We start from the raw sequence: 15913 nt of genomic DNA, 5'->3' as shown, positions 1-15913 counted from the left end.
CCTCAGTGGCCGGTCGACGGGTTGTACGTGGTGGCCTTCACCGGCATCTCGACGGTGAGGGGCCCGGACTTGGCGAAGCGGAGTCTCACGGTGACCGTCTGGCCCTGCTTCGGTGCCCGCTTCAGCTTCTCGAACATCAGGTGGTTGCCACCGCTGCGGAACACGAGCCGTCCGTGCGCCGGTATGGGGAAGGCGGACTTCTCCGCCATGGCCCCGCCGGTCGTGCTGTGCATGGTGACCTGGCCGGCGACGTCACTGCTGACCGAGGTGAGCTCGTCGCCTGTCCCGCCCTTGTTGGTGATCGTCAGGAACCCGGCGGCCATGTCGGCGGAGACGGGCTGGGGCATGTAGGAGGCGCTGACGGACAGTTCGGCCCGCTCCGGGCCGGAACCGGATCCGGAGCAGCCCGTGAGGGCCAGGGCGCCGGTGAGCGCGCCCGTGGTCAGGAGGGTGCCACGACGCCTCACGGCTTGGCTCCCTTGACCAGCGCGGGCAGGTCCTTGGTGTAGTCGTCGACCGTGGCGCTCTCGCCGTAGAGGACGTACCCGGCGTCGGTCTTCGGGGAGAAGGCGACGACCTGGGTGCCGTGCACGGAGACGAGCTTGCCGTTCTTGTCCTTCTTCGTGGCCTCCACGGAGATGCCGAGGGACCGGGCGCCGGCCCGGATCCTGGCGAAGTCGCCGGTCAGCCCGATGAACTGGGGGTCGATGCCCTTGAGCCACCTGCCCATCTCGGCGGGGGTGTCGCGGCCCGGGTCGGTGGTGACGAACACCACCCGCAGGTCGTTCTGCTCGGCCTTGGGCAGCGCCTTCTTGGCGACGGCGATGTTGCTCATCGTCGTCGGGCAGATGTCCGGGCAGTGGGTGTAGCCGAAGTAGACGAGGGTCGGGTGGCCCTCGGTCTCCTTTCGCAGGTCGTACTTCTTGCCGTGGGTGTCGGTGAGGACCAGGTCCGGCTTGGTGAAGGGCTGGTCGAGAACGGTGCCGGCCTTGCCCGTGCCGGATCCTCCCGAGACCACGGCGACCGGCGCCCCGGCGTCGTCCCCGTTGCCGCACGCGGACAGGGTCAGGGTGGCGGCGGCGAGCAGTACGGCCGCGGTGAACGTCTTCTTGCGCATGGAAAAATGTCCCAGATGTGTGAACTCCGGCGCGCACCGGGGTCGGGCGGCGGCGTCTCATGACGGCATCGCGCGACGCCCGGTGCGCGCGGCGGAAGGAGGGGCTCAGGCCGCGGTCCGGCGGCGGCCCGCGAGGACGCCGTAGGCCACGCCGGCGGCACCGATGACGATGCCGACCACGCCGAGCACGCGTGCGGTGGTGTCACTGCCGCTGCCGGAGTTCCCGGCTGCGGTCGTCTTCCCGGCCTTCTCGGTCTTCGCCGTGGTGTTCTCGGCGCTCGCCGTGCCGTGGTGGTCGTCGGTGGCGGCGGACAGCTGCAGGACCGGGGCCGGGTTCTCCGGCTCGTCCTGGCCTTCCTGCGGTACCTCGATCCAGCGCACGACCTCCTTGTTGGAGTACGTCTGGACCGCCTTGAAGACCAGTTCGTCGGTGTTCTCGGGCAGGGCACCCAGGGAGAGCGGGAACTTCTGGAAGTAGCCGGGCTCGATGCCCTTGCCGTCGGCGGTCCAGGTGACCTTGGTGACGGCCTCGTCGATCTTCTCGCCGTGCATCGTCAGCGGCTTGTCGAGCTTGGACTTGGTGACCTCGGCCTTCCAGCCGGGGACCGGCTGCGGCATCACGGAGGCGATCGGGTGGTCGGCCGGGAGGTTCACCTCGACCCTGGTGGTCGAGGCGTTGTCGCGCTCGTTGGGGACCTTGAAGTCCACGACCGCGTAACCGCCCTTGGCCGCGGTGCCCTCGGGCTGCACGGAGACGTGCGCGAAGGCGGGGGCGGACAGGGCCAGAACGGCCGTACCCGCGGCGGCAGCGGCGGCGGCGATACGAGAAGCCTTCATGGAAGGAAGCACTCCACTCTGAGTGAGGTCCGGTGGTGAAGAGGGATACGCGCGCGGGGCCGGCGTCTTGGCCGTACCGCTGGAAAAAGGCGCACGCACGCGTGCCGCGCGAGGGCGGCGCACCGGGGTCCGTGTCCGTGCAGCGGAGCGGTGGCCGCGTCAGGCGGCGAGGAGGAAGGCGGCGGCGGGCGGGCCGCGCCGGATCACCGTGTGCTGGAGTACGGCGGTGTCTGGGGCCGGCGCCTCGTCCCGGTCGGGGCGCGGGGCGCGCGGACCGGGCCCGGCGGCGGGGAGCAGACCGGCGCACAGGGCGTGCGCCAGCGCGAGCGCAGCGCGCAGGGACCGTACGAGCGCCCCCTCCGCGACTCCATGCGCCGACAGCTCGATGAGCCGCAGCACGGCCAGGTCCCCGCGGCGCAGCAGCCAGCCGGCGGCGAGGGCCGCGAGCACATGGCCGAGCAGCATCGGCAGCGACGGCAGCGGGCCGGCCGAGGCGCCGGTGGCGTCGTGCATGTGCTCCAGGGTGCCCAGGGCGGCGGTCGGCCGGCCGGCGCGGTCGATGAGACGCGCGTCTAGCAGCAACCGGAAGGCGTGTCCCGGGGTGACGGAGGCCGGGGTCGACCCGCACAGCAGCCGGGTGGCCCGCTCGACCAGCGCGCTGTCGCTCAGCACCCCGCCCGTGGTCGGCCCTGTCGGCATCCCGGCCATCACGACCTGGTGCTGGCCCAGCCCGAACAGCGTGTGCAGCACGGTCTGGCCGAGGGCGAGCAGCGCGGCGATGCCCGGCAGGGAACGGGCCCGCCCGGCGAGCGGTGCCACGACCAGCAGGGAGCCGAGGAAGCCCGCACCGAGCGACCACAGCGGCACGCCCGCGCAGGAGGCCAGGGCGTGCCCGCACGCGGCCAGCGCGACGCAGACCGCGGCGAACACCGCGGCCCGCAGAATCCGGAGTCCGGCTCCGGGACGCGCCGTGCGCGGGTGGGGGGCAGTCATGGCGGCCTCATCATCGCACTGCCCTTACCCGGCGCCTACGGCAGGGCGCCCGAGCCGGCCCTGCCACGGCGTCCCACATACACCGATTCCTCCCCCCGCCGCGTCGGCCGTATGGGCGGACTCACGCAGACGGAGTGCTTATGGGTGCCTACGGGCGGCAATACGTAACCGTATGTCGAGCCGCGGCCGGGAGGCTGGAGCATGAGCATCTGGTGGTCACTCCATCTGCGGCGCGAGGCCGCCAGCGTGCCGCTCGCCCGGCGGCTGCTGCTCGGCACGATGGAGACCGCGGGCGTCGACCCGGACGTGTGCTACGACCTGTCCGTCGCCCTGAGCGAGGCCTGCGCGAACGCCGTCGAGCACGGCGGGGACGCGACGCCCGGCGCCTCGGAGGCATACCGGGTGACCGCCTACCTCGACGGCGAGAAGTGCCGCATCGAAGTGGCCGACTCCGGTCCCGGTTTCGCGCGCCCCCCGGACCCCCGGCCCGCCCGCCCGGACGTCGAGCACGGCCGTGGCCTCTGTCTGATCCGCGAACTCGCCGACCACGTCCACATCGGGGCCCGGCCCGGCCGGTGCGGGACGGTGGTCAGCTTCGACAAGATCCTCAAGTGGAAGAAGGATCCCTCGCTGCTCACGGCGTGACCGCTCGCTGCTCACGGCGTGACCGCCCGGGCCGGCGTCCCCCGCTGGGCCGGTACGGCCGCTTCAGCCGGCGCGGTCCACCACCCTCGCCAGTGCCTCCAGGGCCTCCGGGTACACCCGCTCCCGGGGCGTGCCGTAGCCGACGACCAGGCCCTGCGGCCGGCCGGGGCCCGGGGTGTGCCAGTGCTCGCCGAGCATGCCCAGCGCCAGGCCCTCCGCCTCCGCCCGGGCCAGCGCCGCGGCCTCGTCCGGCACCTCGATCAGCGCGTGCAGCCCGGCCGCGATCCCGCGCACGCTCCGCCGCCCACCCAGCCGGTCCAGCAGCTGGTCCCGGCGCCGCCGGTAGCGCAGCCGGCACGCGCGCACATGGCGGTCGTAGGCGTGGCTCTCGATCAGCTCGGCGAGGGCGAGCTGGCCGATGGTCTCGGTGTGGTGGTCGCTGTGCAGCTTGGCGTCGGCGACCGCGTCGACCAGTTGCGGAGGCAGCACCATCCAGCCGAGACGGAGCGCGGGACCCAGCGTCTTGGAGGCGGTGCCCAGGTAGACGACCTGGCCCGGTGCCATGCCCTGGAGGGCGCCGACCGGCTGCCGGTCGTAGCGGAACTCACCGTCGTAGTCGTCCTCGACGATCAGCCCGCCCCGCGCGCGGGCCCAGTCGGTCAGCGCCCGGCGCCGTTCGGGGTGCAGGGTCACCCCGGTCGGGTACTGGTGGGCCGGCGTGACCACCACGGCCGCCGCCTCGCCCAGCTCCTCGGGGCGCACCCCGCGCGAGTCGACCGGGACAGGCAGGACGGTTCCGCCGTTGTGCCGCACCACCTGCCGGTGGAAGGGCAGCCCCGGATCCTCCATGGCGACGGCCGCACCGCCCAGCACGCGGGTGAGCAGCGCGAGACCCTGCACGTACCCGGAGGTGATGACGATCCGCTCCGGCGGTGCCAGCACCCCGCGGGCCCGGCCCAGGTAGCCGGAGAGCGCGGTGCGCAGCTCGATCCGGCCGCGCGGATCGCCGTAGTCGTACGCCAGCGACGGGGCCGTCGCTATGGCCCGGCGCAGCGCGCGCAGCCAGGCCGCCGCCGGGAACGCGCCGACGTCCGGGCTTCCCGGGCGCAGGTCGAAACGCGGCGCCTGCGCGTGTGCGTGGGCCCGCGGCGCCTCGGCGTCCACGACGGGCAGCTCGGCGACCCGGGTACCGGAGCCCTGGCGGGCCGTCAGATACCCCTCGGCCACCAGCTGGTCGTACGCCGCCTTGGCGGTTCCCCGCGAGATCCCCAGCTCGGCCGCGAGCCGCCGGGTGGCGGGCAGCCGGGTACCAGGGACGAGCCGCCCGTCGCGCACGGCGTTCCTGAGCGCCCGTTCGAGACCCACTCGGCGGCCGTCCGCCGAGTCCGGTTCCAGATGCAGGTCGACACCGACCCCGGACCAGAAGTCGTCCACGTATCCCACCCCCGTCAGTGCACGCGCCCCCGAAGGGGCGCGGGACTGTGTCGATATGCGGCTCCGCCGCGCGGGCGCGACCGGCCATGACGAATCCCGCACGCGAAATGGCCGGGCACCTCCCGGTACCCGGCCATTCAAACGCAAATCAGCCCTTCAGCGCGGCCATCCACGCCTCGACCTCGTCGGAGCGCCGGGGCAGCCCGGCCGACAGGTTCCTGTTGCCGTCCTCCGTCACCAGGATGTCGTCCTCGATCCGGACGCCGATGCCCCGGTACTCCTCCGGCACGGTCAGGTCGTCGGCCTGGAAGTACAGCCCCGGCTCGACGGTGAGCACCATGCCCGGCTCCAGAACGCCGTCCACGTACGTCTCGGTCCGCGCGGCGGCGCAGTCGTGGACGTCCATGCCGAGCATGTGCCCGGTGCCGTGCAGGGTCCAGCGGCGCTGCAGGCCCAGCTCCAGGACCCGCTCGACCGGGCCCTCGACCAGGCCCCACTCGACGAGCCTCTCGGCCAGCACGCGCTGCGCGGCGTCGTGGAAGTCGCGGTACTTGGCGCCCGGCTGCACGGCCGCGATGCCGGCCTCCTGGGCGTCGTACACGGCGTCGTAGATCTTCTTCTGGATCTCGCTGTACGTGCCGTTGACGGGCAGCGTGCGCGTGACGTCCGCGGTGTAGAGGGTGTGGGTCTCCACGCCCGCGTCGAGCAGCAGCAGGTCGCCGGAGCGGACCGGGCCGTCGTTGCGGACCCAGTGCAGGGTGCAGGCGTGCGGGCCGGCCGCGCAGATGGAGCCGTAGCCGACGTCGTTGCCCTCCACGCGCGCGCGGAGGAAGAACGTGCCCTCGATGTAGCGCTCGCTCGTCGCCTCGGCCTTGTCGAGGACCCTGACGACGTCCTCGAAGCCGCGGACGGTCGAGTCGACCGCCTTCTGCAGCTCGCCGATCTCGAACTCGTCCTTGACCAGGCGGGCCTCGGAGAGGAAGACGCGCAGCTCCTCGTCGCGCTCGGCGGTGACCTTGTCGGTCAGGGCCGCCTCGATGCCGGCGTCGTAGCCGCGCACCACGCGGACCGGGCCGGTGGCCTCGCGGAGCTTGTCGGGCAGTTCGCGCACGTCGGCGGCCGGGATGCCGTACAGCGCCTCGGACTCGGCGAGGGAGTGCCGGCGGCCGACCCACAGTTCGCCCTGGCCGGAGAGCCAGAACTCGCCGTTCTCGCGGTTCGAGCGGGGCAGGAGGTAGATCGTCGCCTGGTGGCCGCCGTCCTCGGGCTCCAGGACCAGGACACCGTCCTCGGTCTGGTTGCCGGTGAGGTAGGCGTACTCGACGGAGGCGCGGAAGGGGTACTCGGTGTCGTTCGAGCGGGTCTTCAGGTTGCCCGCCGGGATCACCAGGCGCTCGCCCGGGAAGCGGGCGGAGAGCGCGGCGCGGCGGCGCGCGGTCTCGGCGGCCTGCGGGATCGGCTCCAGGTCACGCAGCTCGGTGTCGGCCCAGCCGGACTTCATGTTCTCGGCCAGCTCGTCGGAGACGCCCGGGTACAGGCCGTTCTTCCGCTGCTTGACGGTCTCCTCGGCCTCGGTCTCCGGGCCCTCCGCGGTAGCGGAGTCGGGCACAGCCGGGTTGAGCTCGTCGGACACGTGATCCTCCTCGATACGCCATTGATCTCCCCCGGGGGCCCGCGACGCTCCTGCTTGTGGCCGAGCGGGGACCTCCATCATCGTACGGTCGTACCAGGAGCGGGCGGGGCCGGATGACCTGTTATGCCCGGTCATGCCGACCGCCCGGGCCGCTCAGTCGAAGCGGGCCGCGAGCAGGACCACGTCCTCCTCGCTGTCGGCGGCGTCCAGGCCGTCCGGCAGGACCGCGCGCAGGACGTGGTCGGCGACGGCGCCCGGATCGTGCCGCACCGCGCGCGGGACGCCCGCGGCGGCGGCGTGCAGCCGGGCGAAGGCGCGGTCCATCGGGTCGCCGGTACGGTGCAGCAGCCCGTCGGTGTAGAGCAGAACCGTCTCTCCGGCCTCCGCCTGGATCTCCACGCTCGGCGCCTCCCAGCAGGCGAGCATGCCGAGCGGGGCGGAGACGGAGGTCTCGGCGAACTGGGTGCGCCGCTCACCGATCAGCAGCGGCGGACTGTGCCCGGCACCGGCCAGCGTGACCTTGCGCAGGGCGGGCTCGCAGTAGGCGAACAGGGCGGTGGCGGAGCGGGCGGGCTCGGTCAGCCGCAACAGCAGTTCCAGGTCGGACAGGACGGCGACCGGGTCCTCGCCCTCCATGACGGCGTACGCGCGCAGGGAGGCGCGCAGCCGGCCCATGGCGGCCACCGCGCTGGGCCCGGAACCGGTGACCGAGCCGACGGTCAGGCCGAGCGCGGCGTCCGGCAGCGGCAGGGCGTCGTACCAGTCGCCGCCGCCGCGCGGGCCGGTGCGGTGCCGGGCGGCGAGCTGGACGCCGGCCACCCGGGGCAGCCGGGAGGGCAGCAGTTCCTCGGTGAGGGTCGCCATGCACGCGCGCGTGCGTGCCACCTCCAGCAGCCGGGCCAGGTGCTCGGTGGCGTGCCGGACGTACAGCCCGGCGAGGTGGCGCCGGCGTGCGTGCGGCTCGGCCGGTTCGTCGTAGAGCCAGACGACGGCGCCGAGGCGGCCCGCGGACTCGGTGGCGAGCGGGAGGGCGTAGCTGGCGGCGTAGCCGAGGCGGGCGGCGACCTCGCGGTGGCGCGGGTCCAGGCCGTCCTCGGCGAACAGGTCGGGGTGGAGGATCTCGGCGGTGCCGCGGATGTCGTACGGCAGGGCGCGGCGCGGGACGGTCTCGATGTGGCCGAGGTCGGCCCGGCCGAGGCCGAGGCCGAGGGTGGTGCGGGGGCCGAGGCCGTCGGCGGGCTCCAGGACGACCAGGCCGCGGCGGGCGCCGACCAGGGCGGCTCCGGCACGCAGCAGCTCGTGCAGGGCGGGGTCGAGGGCGTGGGTGCGGGAGAGACGCTCGGTGAGTTCGTGGAGGGTCGTGAGGTCGGAGACCCAGCCGGCCAGCCGGTCCTGGAGGAGGGCGCCGGGGGCGGGTGCGTGGGGGGCCGGGACGGAGGCGGGGGAGGCGGGCGCAGTGTGTGCGGGCGTGGGGACCGCGGGATCGATTCCAGCCACTTTCGAGGGGTGCGGGGCGCTCATGGCGTCCGGCCTTCAGACCAGTGCGTATTGCTCAAAAGCATCGCAAACCCCCATGTCATTCTGCGCCGCTAGCAGTGTCTCCACATGTACACGCACTCGTGAGGGGATGTCCAGCATTGTCCTGCGAGGTTTCCTGGTGTCCATGGGCCGGGAGAGGGTTTCTCCCGAACCCCTTGCCTTACTGCCAAGTTGGCTAAAAACTGCCTCGGGTATCGGTCCATTGCGGTCGACTGGCCTTGCTCCACGGAGCGTCACAGCGGTCGTGATGGGTACGTACTCGGAGAAGGCCAGGGGTGGTTGGGGACCACCCGGAACCTGGCGACGGACCCGGGCGTCATAGCCACCGACGGCCGAGCCCCATCCTCCCGTGGCGGAGGCGGAGAGAAATACGCGCGACGGCAAAACGCCAGACTTCGCCACCCCCGCGCCGCAGCCGTGCTTTTGATAGACGCACCATGAACGCGGACGCGGCCAACGCTCGACCCCTTGGGGTTCCCCATGCCGTGCGCAGGGGTGTGATGCGCCAACAGGTACGCACAGTGAAGTGATCGACACATGGTGTGATGTGGCCCACGGTGTTGCCAGCGGTGCAACGGAAAGGAACGAGCGCTCATGCGCGAGATCCTCGGAAGGCGACGCAGGCTTCTGTCCAGGCGGAACGGCGGGAGGCCTGAGCTGATCGGCGCGGCCCTGACCTTCGCGACGGAATGGCAGTGGCCGGTACTTCCCGGTGTGGCGCCGGACCCGCAAGGGCGGGCCCGCTGCGCCTGCCCCGACCCGGAGTGCACGGTGCCCGGTGCGCACCCCTTCGACCCCGGCCTGCTCGCGGCCACCACCGACGAGCGCATGCTGCGCTGGTGGTGGACCAACCGGCCGGGCGCCCCGATCATCCTGGCCACCGGGGGCAGGGCGCCCTGCGCGGTCAGCCTGCCGGCGCTCGCCGCCTCCCGCGCCCTCGCCCTGCTCGACCGGCGTGGCATGCGGCTCGGCCCGGTGATCGCCGCGCCGACGCGCTGGTCGCTGCTCGTGAAGCCGTACTCCCTGGAACAGCTCGGCGAGTTGCTGTACGCCAAGGACTTCGTCCCCGGCTCCCTGCGCTTCCACGGCGAGGGCGGCTATCTCGCGCTTCCCCCGTCCGAGACCGGCCAGGGCGCCGTCCGCTGGGAGCGGGCTCCGCTGCCCGGCTCGGCCGCGCCCTGGGTGCCCGACGTGGAGGCCGTGGTGGACGCCGTGGTCGACGCCCTCACTCGTACGGGTGTGAGCGCACCCGAGTTGTAGGGGTGTCGGCGCGGGCGGCACGAGCGGGCCCCGCTCGCTCGTTATCTTCCGCATATGCTGCGACAACCCGGCGGCCACAGTGCCCCACAGCGGGATCCCCGGCACCTGCGTCTGCTCACCCTCGTGGGCATCGTGGCGGCCGTGGTCGCGCTGCCGCTGACCATGGCCTCCGCCGGGCAGGTGGGCGACGCCCGCCGGGCCGCCGCACCGGCCGCTTCCCGCGGTGACGCCGGGGCCCGCCCGGGCACCGCGCGGAGCTCCCCCTTCACGCTCGGCCTGGGACTCGCCACCGCCGCCCGCTGCGGCCCCGACCTGACGTCGCCCGACGGCATCGAGGCGCAGACCTGTGTGCTGACGCAGGGCGAGGAAACCTGGGCGCGCACCTACTACCGCAACGCCACCGGCGAGTCGCTGGACTCCGTGCTGAGCCTGATGGGCCCCGGCGGCCGGAGCGTGCAGATGCACTGCGTCACCGGCGCCGACGACGAGCCCGCCACCTGTGAGACCCCGCGCCGGCGCAGCCGGGGCGGACCGGGCGGCTACTCGGCCGTCACCGAGTTCGCCGAGCGTGGCGCGGACGGGGCGCTGCTGCTCCGTTCGGGCAGCAACTCCTGAGCGCGGCGGCGGAGTCGGTCGCGGCGGCGCCGGATGCCGGACGCGGGCATGGAAAGGCCCGGTTGCTGGCGACGGGGGATGCACCAGCAACCGGGCTACTGGAACGGTAACAAGAGATCGGCGGTTAGCAAATTCCGGGTTGGCTATTCGGACACCGATTTCCCTGATCGAAGCGTGAGTTGTGACAGGAGTCACCTGCCGCTCGCGCCTGTCCCGGCTGACCGGCCGGTCAGCCGGGACACGCCCACCCGGGGGACGTCAGCTGAGCGTGACCTGCCGGTTGGTCAGCCCGCCGCGCGCCCGGCGCTCGTCCGGGGTGAGCGGCTCCTGGACGGCGAGGGCCGCCGCGAGGCGCTCGGCGAACTCGGCGGCCGGCTTCTCCACGTCCTCCGCGCCGACCCCGCTCGGCAGGTCCCACACGGGCACGGTGAGGCCGTGAGCACGGAAGGAGCCGACGAGCCGGGTGCCCTCGCCGAGGCTGGAGCGGCCCGCGGCGTGCAGGCGCGCGAGGGCGTCCAGAAGCTGCTCCTCCGGGTGCGGCATGACCCAGCGCAGGTGGTTCTTGTCCGGGGTCTCGCACCAGTAGGCCGCGTCCACGCCGGTCAGCTTCACGGTCGGGATGGCGGCGGCGTTGGCCCGCTCCAGGGAGGCGGTCACCTCCGGGGTGGCGTTCTCCGCGTCCGGCACCCAGAACTCGAAGCCGCTGTGCACGACCGGCTCGAAGGCGCCCTCCGGGTCGAGCAGGTCCTGCAGCCGCGGAGCGTCGGCGGGGGCGCGGCGGCCCTGCACCGGGGTGCCGGGCTCGGCCTCCAGGGCGCGCAGCAGCGTGTCGGCCAGGTCGCGGCTGATGTCGCCGGACGCCGTGTCGTTCTGCAGGCCGAGCAGGACCGAGCCGTCGTCGCGGCGCAGCGCGGGCCAGGCCATCGGCAGCACCGTGGCCAGGGTGACCGACGGGACGCCCTCGGGCAGCCCCTCACGCAGGGTCAGCTCGGCGGTCGCCGCCGGGACCAGTTCGCGCAGCGCCACCCAGTCGCACTCGCCGGGCAGTCCCTCGAACGGGCGCTGCACAAGCTCGGTCGCGGCGTGCGCGGCGGCCCGGCCGTGGCAGGCCTTGTAGCGCCGGCCGCTGCCGCACGGGCAGGGTTCGCGAGCGCCGACAACCGGGATCTCCCCGTCGATCAGCTGCGGCTTGGCCTTCGTCTGGGGTCGCTTTTTGGCCATGGTGGGTGTCTCCCGGTTACGGCTCTTCTCGTACGTCGGGAGCCTAGCCGTTCGGACCATGACCGACGGGAACCTGTGGACAACGTACGCGCGCTCGACGCCGGTGGTGGGAAGCCGGGGGCCGTCAGCGGGGGCGGGGGAACACTGGCCGGCCTGGGGGCGCACGCCGGTGAAATCCCGGCCGGGTGAAACCCCGACCGGGTGAAGTGCGGGCCGTGTGAAGTCCGGCCCGTCGGGTGCCGGCCTGGGCCGCCGGTGTCTTCGCCCTCGCCGAGGCCACAGACGCCGGTGTCTCCGCCCTCGCCGAGGCTACAGACGCCGGTGAGCCGTCGCGGCCGGCGCCCGGCGCCCGCAGGGCCGTGGCGGGCCCTCGCTCGGGCTCGGTGAATCCCGGCCGGTTGACCCCTGGCCCGGTGGAGCCCGGCCCGGTGGAGGCCGGCCCAGTGGACCTTGCCCCCGCCGAGCCGCCCCGCTCAGTCCAAGTCCTCGAAGGCGTCCGCGAAGCCGAGGCCGGGCAGGTCCGGCAGGCCGGTCAGCGGCGCACCGGGGTCGGACAGCGGGCGGCTGGGGTCGGACAACGGTCTGCCCGGGTCGGACAGCGCTCTCCCCGGGGCCTGCAAGTCGGGCAGCGCCGCGTGCGTGACGCGCGTAGCGAAAGCGTCGCGGTGGCAGCGGGCATCGGGATCATGGACGTCCTCGTGGACCACCACCCAGACCGTCACCTCGCCCTGGACGTCGTCCCGGACGCCCCAGTCGTCGGCCAGGGCCGTGATGATGTTCAGCCCACGGCCGCCGTGCGCGGTCACCGACGGAGTGGCCGGCGCAGGGCGGGTCGGGCCGCCGCCGTCCGTGACCTCCACGATGAGCCGTCCGCGCGGGTCGACCCGCCATGCGGCGCGGACGTCCCCGTCCCCGGCCGGCGCATCGCCCAGGGGCCGCCCGTGTTTACAGGCGTTGCTCAAAAGTTCGGAAAGGATCAGTACGGCGTCGTCGATGACCGCTTCCGATACGCCACCGCTGCGCAGTTGCGCCCGCATCCGGTGCCGCGCCTCCCCCACGCCCGCAGGGCCATGGGGTACGGCCATGCTCGACGACGTGGGCACCTCCTGTGCCACCACCAACGCCACCCCCGAGACCTCCTTCGCCCCACGCCACGGTGTGGATGCCCCCTTGGCCTGTACCGGAAACCGGCCAGTCCCCTTCCGCTGACGCATTCGACACGGGCGCACACGGAGCGAACGCGCCGGTGCACTCCCTGTGACGAACTCGGCCCGACAACACTTGATTTGGCGTGATTTGGCGGGTGCGGTCAGGCGTAGGGGAGGCGTGGAGGCGGGCGGCTCAGCGGCCCAGTTGCCGCAGCACCGCGCGCGGGCGGTTGGTGATGATCGCGTCGACGCCCAGCCCGACGCACAGGTCGACGTCCTCGGGCTCGTTCACGGTCCAGACGTGGACCTGGCGCCCGGCCCGCTTCAGCCGCTCGATGTAGTCGGGGTGACTGCGCACGATGCGGATCGAGGGACCCGCCACCTGCACCCCCGCCGGCAGCCGTCCGTCCCGCAGCCGGGGCGAGACGAACTGCATCAGGTAGACCGTCGGCAGCGTCGGCGCCGCGCTCCGCACGCGGTGCAGCGAGCGCGCCGAGAAGCTCATGACCCGGACCGGTGACTCGGCGGCGGAGGCCGGCGCGTCCAGCCCGAACCGCTTCAGCAGCGCGATCAGCCGCTCCTCGACCTGCCCGGCCCAGCGCGTGGGGTGCTTGGTCTCGATGGCCAGTTCCACCCGGCGCCCGGCGTCCGCGACCAGCTCCAGCAGCCGCTCCAGGGTGAGCACGGAGGTCTCCTCGCGGTCCTCCGGCCGGTGCTCCCAGTCGGGCTCCTCGTCCCGTCCGCGCCAGGCCTCGCGCGTCTTCCAGGAGCCGAAGTCGAGGGCGGCCAGATCGGCCAGCTCCAGCGCGGAGACCGCGCCGCGGCCGTTGGAGGTACGGTTCACCCGCCGGTCGTGGACGCAGACCAGATGCCCGTCCGCGGTCAGCCGTACGTCGCACTCCAGGGCGTCCGCGCCGTCCTCGATCGCCTTGCGATAGGCGGCGAGGGTGTGCTCGGGGGCGTCTTCGGAGGCACCGCGGTGGGCGACGACCTGGATGGTGTGCTGTCGTGCGTGGGTCACCGCGTCATGGTGCCACCGTCGCCGGGCGGACGTGGCCGCACGGGCGCATCCGTGCGCGGAACGGGGGCACTCGCCGCTCGTCGGCAGGATGCTTTCTGCGGCGCTCGTTTATAAAACCTTTGCGCGAAAGATCCTATATAAACCTATGTAAAGGGGGTCGGCGGACCCACAGGCACCGCTTATGGTGCTCTGACGGCCCGTGGGAAAAGCTGAGTGCAGAGCAGTGCGACCAGTGCGACCGACGACAACAGGCGTGGACCGAGGAGAAGACCTGTGAGCACCGAGAACGAGGGCAACGCGGTACCCCCGGCGCCGTCCGCACCTCCCGTGCCGATGGCCTCTCCCACCGCTTCCCCGCAGGGCCACGTGCCCGAGGCGAACGCACCGACGGCCCCCCTCCCTCCCGTCCCCCCGGAGACCCCCGCGGCCTCGGCCGCGTCCGGCCACGGTCCGGCGTACCAGCCCGGCCCGGCCCCCGACGGCTCCTGGCCCCCACCGCCGGCCACCCCGGCCTACGGCGACGGCGGCCCCGGCGGCCCGGGCGCCGGCTGGGGCGCCTCCTACCAGCAGCCCGCCCCCAAGCCGAGCAGCGGACGCGGCGGCCTGGTGGCGGCGGTCCTGGTGGCCGCGCTGGTCGCGGGCGGCCTGGGCGGCGGCCTCGGCTACACCCTGGCCAAGGACCGGGACGACCGCGGCTCCACCACCGTCTCCTCCGACACCGGCGCCGCCCAGATCAAGCGCGCACCGGGGACGATCGCGGGCGTGGCCGCCAGGGCGCTGCCCAGCACGGTCACCATCGAGGCGGAGAGCAACAACGGCGAGGGCGGCACGGGCACCGGCTTCGTCTTCGACACCCAGGGCCACATCGTCACCAACAACCACGTGGTGGCGGACGCCGTGGACGGTGGCAAGCTGACGGCCACCTTCCCGAACGGCAGGAAGTACGACGCCGAGATCGTCGGCCACGCGCAGGGCTACGACGTGGCGGTCATCAAGCTGAAGAACGCCCCCTCCGACCTCAAGCCGCTCGCCCTCGGCGACTCCGACAAGGTGGCCGTCGGCGACGAGACCATCGCCATCGGCGCCCCCTTCGGGCTGTCCAACACGGTGACCACCGGCATCATCAGCGCCAAGAACCGCCCGGTGGCCTCCAGCGACGGCAGCTCCTCCAGCAAGGCGTCGTACATGAGCGCGCTGCAGACCGACGCGTCGATCAACCCGGGCAACTCCGGCGGCCCGCTGCTGGACGCCTCCGGCGCGGTCATCGGCATCAACTCCGCGATCCAGTCCTCCGGAAGCGGCGGCTTCGGCTCCGGCCAGTCGGGCTCGATCGGCCTGGGCTTCGCCATCCCGATCAACCAGGCCAAGTACGTCGCCCAGCAGCTGATCAAGACCGGCAAGCCGGTGTACGCCAAGATCGGCGCGTCCGTCTCCCTGGAGAACTCCTCCGCCGGCGCCCAGATCACCGACCAGGGCACGGCCGGCTCCGCAGCGGTCGAGTCGGGCGGCCCGGCGGACAAGGCCGGCCTCAAGCCCGGCGACGTCATCACCAAGCTCGACGACCACGTGATCGACAGCGGCCCGACCCTGATCGGCGAGATCTGGACGCACAAGCCGGGCGACAAGGTCACGATCACCTACAAGCGGGGCGGCCAGGAGCACACGGTGCAACTGACGCTGGGCGCACGCGAAGGCGACAACTGACCCGCCCCCGTACGGCAACCACCGCCCCGCGATCCGGCGGCGGGCCGGTAATCTGTACCCGCGCCGTCGATCTCCGGCGGCGCGGGGAGGCGTGCCCGAGCGGCCGAAGGGAACGGTCTTGAAAACCGTCGTGGCAGCGATGTCACCGTGGGTTCAAATCCCACCGCCTCCGCACAGGTCGTAAACATGCAGGCCAGAAGGGGTGCCTCTCTCGCGAGAGGCACCCCTTCGGCGTGTGCGTCCGTCACCGGGATCCGGGCGTCGGGATCAACGGCGTCGTCGGGAGATGCGCCGGCCGCCGCTCTCATGCCGCCGTCGGGATGCCGAGTTCCGTGAGCAGGCCGCGCACGCGCTTTTCGATCTCGTCCCGGATGGGTCGTACCGCATCGACGCCCCGGCCTGCCGGGTCGTCCAGCTGCCAGTCCAGGTACCGCTTGCCGGGGAAGACCGGACAGGTGTCCCCACAGCCCATCGTGATCACCACGTCCGAGGACTGCACTGCCTCGGTGGTGAGGATCTTGGGGGTCTCGGCGGAGATGTCGATGCCGAGCTCCGCCATCGCCTGGACGACGGCGGGGTTGACCGTGTCGGCGGGGGCCGAACCGGCCGAGCGGACCTCCAGCCGGTCACCGCCCAGGTGGGTCAGGAACGCGGCGCCCATCTGGGAGCGGCCGGCGTTGTGGACGCAGACGAACAGGACCGAGGGGCGCGGGGTCGGGGTGCTCATGGCAGGCGTCTTTCGGGGA

At 73.0% G+C, this 15913-nt stretch carries 15 protein-coding genes and 1 tRNA gene; 5 read left to right on the top strand and 11 right to left on the bottom strand.

Annotated features, from left to right (window positions below; genetic code table 11):
- Positions 1-2: 2 nt before the first annotated feature.
- The 4 genes from S1361_RS19755 to S1361_RS19740 form a co-directional block, all read right to left on the bottom strand.
- A complete protein-coding gene (locus S1361_RS19755; protein ID WP_208033140.1) occupies positions 3-467 on the bottom strand; it encodes a copper chaperone PCu(A)C in 465 nt (154 codons plus the stop codon).
- Positions 464-1117 carry an SCO family protein gene (locus S1361_RS19750; protein ID WP_208033139.1) on the bottom strand — a complete coding sequence of 218 codons (654 nt, stop codon included), beginning with the start codon at positions 1115-1117 and terminating at the stop codon, positions 464-466. Before S1361_RS19750 ends, S1361_RS19755 begins: the two co-directional genes overlap by 4 nt.
- A 105-nt stretch (positions 1118-1222) precedes the next feature.
- The gene (locus tag S1361_RS19745; RefSeq protein ID WP_208033138.1) at positions 1223-1954 is read right to left on the bottom strand and encodes a YcnI family copper-binding membrane protein; all 732 of its coding nucleotides are present in this window, start codon (positions 1952-1954) and stop codon (positions 1223-1225) included.
- A gap of 159 nt (positions 1955-2113) precedes the next feature.
- A complete protein-coding gene (locus S1361_RS19740; RefSeq protein WP_208033137.1) occupies positions 2114-2947 on the bottom strand; it encodes a hypothetical protein in 834 nt (277 codons plus the stop codon).
- A gap of 201 nt (positions 2948-3148) precedes the next feature.
- Between S1361_RS19740 and S1361_RS19735 the strand changes: the two genes are divergently transcribed.
- Entirely contained in the window at positions 3149-3592 is a 444-nt protein-coding gene (locus S1361_RS19735) for an ATP-binding protein (RefSeq protein WP_208033136.1), read from the top strand.
- A gap of 63 nt (positions 3593-3655) precedes the next feature.
- Here the strand turns inward: S1361_RS19735 and pdxR are convergent, their stop codons facing one another.
- From pdxR to S1361_RS19720, 3 genes are all read right to left on the bottom strand, one after another.
- Positions 3656-5026 carry a MocR-like pyridoxine biosynthesis transcription factor PdxR gene (gene pdxR, locus S1361_RS19730; protein ID WP_208036683.1) on the bottom strand — a complete coding sequence of 457 codons (1371 nt, stop codon included), beginning with the start codon at positions 5024-5026 and terminating at the stop codon, positions 3656-3658.
- A 148-nt stretch (positions 5027-5174) separates the two neighbouring features.
- Positions 5175-6659 carry an aminopeptidase P family protein gene (locus S1361_RS19725; protein WP_208033135.1) on the bottom strand — a complete coding sequence of 495 codons (1485 nt, stop codon included), beginning with the start codon at positions 6657-6659 and terminating at the stop codon, positions 5175-5177.
- Positions 6660-6812: 153 nt separating this feature from the next.
- Positions 6813-8180: a PP2C family protein-serine/threonine phosphatase gene (locus S1361_RS19720; protein WP_208033134.1), complete on the bottom strand. Its 1368-nt coding sequence runs from the start codon at positions 8178-8180 to the stop codon at positions 6813-6815.
- Between the two features lie 612 nt (positions 8181-8792).
- Between S1361_RS19720 and S1361_RS19715 the strand changes: the two genes are divergently transcribed.
- Positions 8793-9458, top strand: coding sequence for a bifunctional DNA primase/polymerase (locus S1361_RS19715; protein WP_208033133.1), 666 nt, complete (start codon positions 8793-8795; stop codon positions 9456-9458).
- A gap of 54 nt (positions 9459-9512) precedes the next feature.
- Positions 9513-10073, top strand: a complete 561-nt coding sequence (locus S1361_RS19710) for a hypothetical protein (protein WP_243769231.1) — start codon at positions 9513-9515, stop codon at positions 10071-10073.
- Positions 10074-10331: 258 nt separating this feature from the next.
- Here S1361_RS19710 and S1361_RS19705 read toward each other — a convergent pair whose 3' ends face one another.
- From S1361_RS19705 to S1361_RS19695, 3 genes are all read right to left on the bottom strand, one after another.
- Positions 10332-11294, bottom strand: coding sequence for a DUF5926 family protein (locus S1361_RS19705; RefSeq protein WP_208033132.1), 963 nt, complete (start codon positions 11292-11294; stop codon positions 10332-10334).
- A gap of 473 nt (positions 11295-11767) precedes the next feature.
- Positions 11768-12508 (bottom strand): ATP-binding protein, encoded by a 741-nt coding sequence (locus S1361_RS19700; protein WP_243769230.1) that lies wholly within the window; start codon positions 12506-12508, stop codon positions 11768-11770.
- Positions 12509-12635: 127 nt separating this feature from the next.
- Positions 12636-13463, bottom strand: a complete 828-nt coding sequence (locus tag S1361_RS19695; RefSeq protein ID WP_208033131.1) for a glycerophosphodiester phosphodiesterase — start codon at positions 13461-13463, stop codon at positions 12636-12638.
- A gap of 273 nt (positions 13464-13736) precedes the next feature.
- On the opposite strand from S1361_RS19695, the gene S1361_RS19690 reads away from it, so the two are divergent.
- On the top strand, positions 13737-15167 hold the full coding sequence (locus S1361_RS19690; RefSeq protein ID WP_208033130.1) for a S1C family serine protease: 1431 nt from the start codon (positions 13737-13739) through the stop codon (positions 15165-15167).
- An 85-nt stretch (positions 15168-15252) separates the two neighbouring features.
- Positions 15253-15339 (top strand) — tRNA-Ser (locus S1361_RS19685).
- A 132-nt stretch (positions 15340-15471) separates the two neighbouring features.
- On the opposite strand, the gene S1361_RS19680 is transcribed toward S1361_RS19685, so the two are convergent.
- Entirely contained in the window at positions 15472-15894 is a 423-nt protein-coding gene (locus S1361_RS19680) for an arsenate reductase ArsC (protein ID WP_208033129.1), read from the bottom strand.
- Positions 15895-15913: the final 19 nt, after the last annotated feature.

Source organism: Streptomyces cyanogenus (assembly GCF_017526105.1).
GTDB classification, from domain to species: Bacteria; Actinomycetota; Actinomycetes; order Streptomycetales; family Streptomycetaceae; genus Streptomyces; species Streptomyces cyanogenus.
Note: the sequence above shows the minus strand (reverse complement) of the source record. Positions and strands in the feature narration are given on the sequence as shown.

Bases quoted from the DNA above. Each gene is read 5' to 3' on its own strand.
- S1361_RS19720 (WP_208033134.1), bottom strand. From the start codon at position 8,180: ATGAGCGCCCCGCACCCCTCGAAAGTGGCTGGAATCGATCCCGCGGTC.
- S1361_RS19700 (WP_243769230.1), bottom strand. From the start codon at position 12,508: ATGCGTCAGCGGAAGGGGACTGGCCGGTTTCCGGTACAGGCCAAGGGG.
- S1361_RS19705 (WP_208033132.1), bottom strand. From the start codon at position 11,294: ATGGCCAAAAAGCGACCCCAGACGAAGGCCAAGCCGCAGCTGATCGAC.
- S1361_RS19735 (WP_208033136.1), top strand. From the start codon at position 3,149: ATGAGCATCTGGTGGTCACTCCATCTGCGGCGCGAGGCCGCCAGCGTG.
- S1361_RS19750 (WP_208033139.1), bottom strand. From the start codon at position 1,117: ATGCGCAAGAAGACGTTCACCGCGGCCGTACTGCTCGCCGCCGCCACC.
- S1361_RS19715 (WP_208033133.1), top strand. From the start codon at position 8,793: ATGCGCGAGATCCTCGGAAGGCGACGCAGGCTTCTGTCCAGGCGGAAC.
- S1361_RS19745 (WP_208033138.1), bottom strand. From the start codon at position 1,954: ATGAAGGCTTCTCGTATCGCCGCCGCCGCTGCCGCCGCGGGTACGGCC.
- S1361_RS19680 (WP_208033129.1), bottom strand. From the start codon at position 15,894: ATGAGCACCCCGACCCCGCGCCCCTCGGTCCTGTTCGTCTGCGTCCAC.
- S1361_RS19740 (WP_208033137.1), bottom strand. From the start codon at position 2,947: ATGACTGCCCCCCACCCGCGCACGGCGCGTCCCGGAGCCGGACTCCGG.
- S1361_RS19710 (WP_243769231.1), top strand. From the start codon at position 9,513: ATGCTGCGACAACCCGGCGGCCACAGTGCCCCACAGCGGGATCCCCGG.